Here is a 3,278-nt window from a genome sequence, read left to right on the forward strand (position 1 = left end):
AGACAACGATTAAAAATCAACCTAAAATTGTACTAAAGACAAACAACAGGTATGAGACAACTCAGACTCACTGATTACTGACCGGAGGGAAAAATGAGTGATAAAATAACTATTTCCCGGGGAGAACACTGGGGTGTAAAAGTGGCTCATAAAACAAAATGGCTAATCAAAAAATTAAAGGCATTCGATAAGAGCTGCGTGGCAAGAGCCAAAAGCAAAAATACGCCGGGTTGGCTGGGACATATTCCACTGGTATCCATAACTCTTGCGGTCATCGCATTACTGGCTTATTTCAGTTTGTACATCCTATTCGCTTTTGGAATGCTGGTAATTTTGTTTTCTGTAGTAGAAAACTTTGGGAATAGCATTTCAGATATAATAAATACTGAAAGTACTTCCGATTACTTAACAAATTCAGATGATGACTATGGTTCTGTGTATATGAGCGGAAATCAGGGGGATGGATGGTACACAGATGATTCAGGAACCATTAAATTGGATGATTAGCCAATTAATAAATATTAACTGGCTATAATCATTTATTTTGCTATTTTTTTCGATACGGCTTGTTCAGCCACTTGGCCAGCTTTGCCTCCTGTATTTTGTGCTACTTTAGGACCATCCTGCATTGCCTTAGATAACGCACCACCTAAATTAACACCAGCCCAACCCAATGCGCCCATCCACAATGCAGGCAACACCAAAAACATCGTCCCCATCACCAGGTTCATAATGACATCATCAGACGTGTTCTGGATCCCGTTCATATTCCACTGGCTGTGCGTATCGGAATTATACAGTGCCTCCATCATCCAGCTGTCTATCCAGCGTGCCAGCTCCCACCAGAAGGTCAGAAAGTTCAGCGCAAATATCACAAACGTCACCGTTATCGCCGTCTTAAATTCATACGCCGAAAACAGCAGTATCATCGGGATCATGATATACACCGCCATTAATATCAGCCCCTGCATCATCGGTAAGGACTGGCGCATCGTATCAAAGGCAGGGAATGCCCCCAGTGACGCCAGCGAAGTCCCGGCTACCCCTCCCATTCTGGCCAGCTCATTCATCACCGTCATATCCGCATTACCCCCGTATCCCCGGTATACCCGGCCGCCGGAGACATCCAGATTCGCCGGACTCACCAGCCGGCGGACGATGGCCTCCTCAAACTCTTTCGAGTTTTTATTAATCAGCTTCATCGCTGCCCGGGCACGCAGCCACATTCCTTCATCGGTCTGCTCTTTGACAAGTTTCAGTAAGCCCGCATTCGCATCATTCCACCACTGATAACAGGTCGGGTAACCGTTACCGTTGACATTCGCATACCCGTCATCCCGGCCGGCATCCCAGGGAAAGCCCGCCCACGGTGTCCGGGACTGGATCTGATGATATTCCCCTTTCATAAACGTCACCGAACCTATCCAGGTAATATCCTGCAACGTTTTCTCATCCTGCGTTTTTCCCTGATCTTTCGCTTTCCAGTCATACAGCGCACGTGAATAACAATCATCGGTAAAATCCTGAAGTGCGGCAGCCAGTGCCGGATTTTTAATGTTGCTGTGCTGCACCTCAAAACGCACCTGACGCAAATCCGGCCGGCACGGAATGCTGGCCACCGCCGCCTGAGTCACCCCTTTCGACAGCTTATGTACCAGCATCCACCACAGCGGGATTTTGGCTGTCTGATTATCCAGTGATGACACCACACCGCTGTAACCGGATTCCTCCGGCTTCACCGGTGTCCAGCTGCCGCAGGTTTTGGCCCGGCTGGTATCAAATTGCAGGGTACTGACACTCACTTCCATCAACGGCACACAACAAAAGAGGATCACCACAAAAGCCCCGTAGAGGGCGTTCTCGATGCGCACAATCGCCAGCGAGCCTTTGTTACCTTCATCCTCCCCCTCTTCCCGCACCTTCAGCCAAATCCCCGCCACTTTAAAAGCCAGCGGCAGCGCAAACAGCCCGGTGCTGGTCAGTACCGACCACAATCCGTTATTCACCACCCAGGCCAGCAGCGTGAGAAAATACTCGAGATAACTGTTTGTCATCATAAGCCGTCACCTCCCGCCCAGACAGACCATTCACTCACCGCCACAAAGGCGGCCATCGCCAGTCCGCTGCGCTTCAGACTGCGCCGGGCCGTCTCACTGACTTTCGGGTGGTGATACAGTTTCCATAATTCGACGGTAACCATCCCGTACAACACACACCGCCAGACCAGCCAGAACCAGCGGGCACGGTAAAACGCCCGGCGCAGACTGTCCGCCTCACCGTAATAACTCAGCCCCAGCTGAGCCACAGCCAGCAACACCACCATACTGAGCAGGGTCAGCCCGGTCACTTTCAGCACCGGCCATAACCGGCGCCCGGTTTTTCCTTTCGTCATTTAACGTCCTCCGGTGTTACTGTTTTGCTCCAGCCCCTGTACACGCACATCCGTATTATCCGGGGTCTGGGTAGCCGGATTCGCCTGTGTCCGTTGCTGATCACGCTCAATCACCGTCAGCATCGCATTATTGGCAATGGATTTACGCACTTCCATTTCCGTTTGCAGCATCCCGATTTCGCGATCCAGTTGGTCAACCGACTGATTACCGATCTCCCGGGCTTTCGGAAAATTACCGGCATTCGGCTCCCCCTGGCCGGTGATCAGCATACGGCGCATCGTCAGCGCCAGCTCCATCGTATCCGCCATCGCCAGCTCACCGGCCAGACGCTGTGTTAACGCCGTTTTATCCGGATCCCGGCGCAGGGCTTCAATCACGCCCCGGGAGACCGTCAGGCTGCCGGTTTTCAGTTTCGCCAAATCCGCCGCACTGACCGCGCCCCGGCTGTTCACCAGTTTATGCAACTGTTCCAGATTTTCCCGGGTGGTGGTCTCCAGCACCGGCGCCAGCCCGGTTCCCGGCTGGGAACTACCCGGCTGGTTTGCCTCACCACCGCTCTGACAATCCGCCGGATTGGTGCAGGTGCGGACCGATTTGCTGCCCAGCACCTGTGTCACCACCTGAGCGGCCTCCTCACTGTTGGCAAAGCGCCGGCACGCCGCCCCGGTACACTGGCCGGCCGGCACCGGGGCCGTACTGGTTGCCGGCAGACCGTTCATGATATTAAAGCCGGCCTGGGCAAAATCCTGCGCCGGTACAATGGCTTTCTGACCCGCACCGCCCCGTTTCTCCCCTCCTATCCACGGCACGCCGGCCTTACCGTCCGGCTTTTTTTCCACCTGATTCATCGTCCCGACCGCATCACCATCCCCGCTGTTGATAATG

Annotated in this window: 4 protein-coding genes; 1 reads left to right on the plus strand and 3 read right to left on the minus strand. The window is 53.1% G+C overall.

The annotated features are described in order from the left end of the window. Positions 1 to 93 precede the first annotated feature (93 nt). The gene (locus tag QSH13_RS18260; protein WP_286039436.1) at positions 94 to 507 is read left to right on the plus strand and encodes a DUF3742 domain-containing protein; all 414 of its coding nucleotides are present in this window, start codon (positions 94 to 96) and stop codon (positions 505 to 507) included. A 32-nt stretch (positions 508 to 539) separates the two neighbouring features. On the opposite strand, the gene QSH13_RS18265 is transcribed toward QSH13_RS18260, so the two are convergent. From QSH13_RS18265 to QSH13_RS18275, 3 genes are all read right to left on the minus strand, one after another. Next, a complete protein-coding gene (locus QSH13_RS18265) occupies positions 540 to 2,057 on the minus strand; it encodes a conjugal transfer protein TraG N-terminal domain-containing protein (RefSeq protein ID WP_286039437.1) in 1,518 nt (505 codons plus the stop codon). After that, positions 2,054 to 2,392, minus strand: a complete 339-nt coding sequence (locus tag QSH13_RS18270) for a hypothetical protein (RefSeq protein WP_286039438.1) — start codon at positions 2,390 to 2,392, stop codon at positions 2,054 to 2,056. The genes QSH13_RS18265 and QSH13_RS18270 overlap by 4 nt, the downstream gene beginning before the upstream one ends. Then, positions 2,393 to 3,278: integrating conjugative element protein (locus tag QSH13_RS18275; RefSeq protein WP_286047534.1), on the minus strand; the 886-nt coding region annotated here is incomplete at its 5' end.

The organism is Proteus faecis, from assembly GCF_030286765.1.
GTDB lineage: Bacteria > Pseudomonadota > Gammaproteobacteria > Enterobacterales > Enterobacteriaceae > Proteus > Proteus faecis.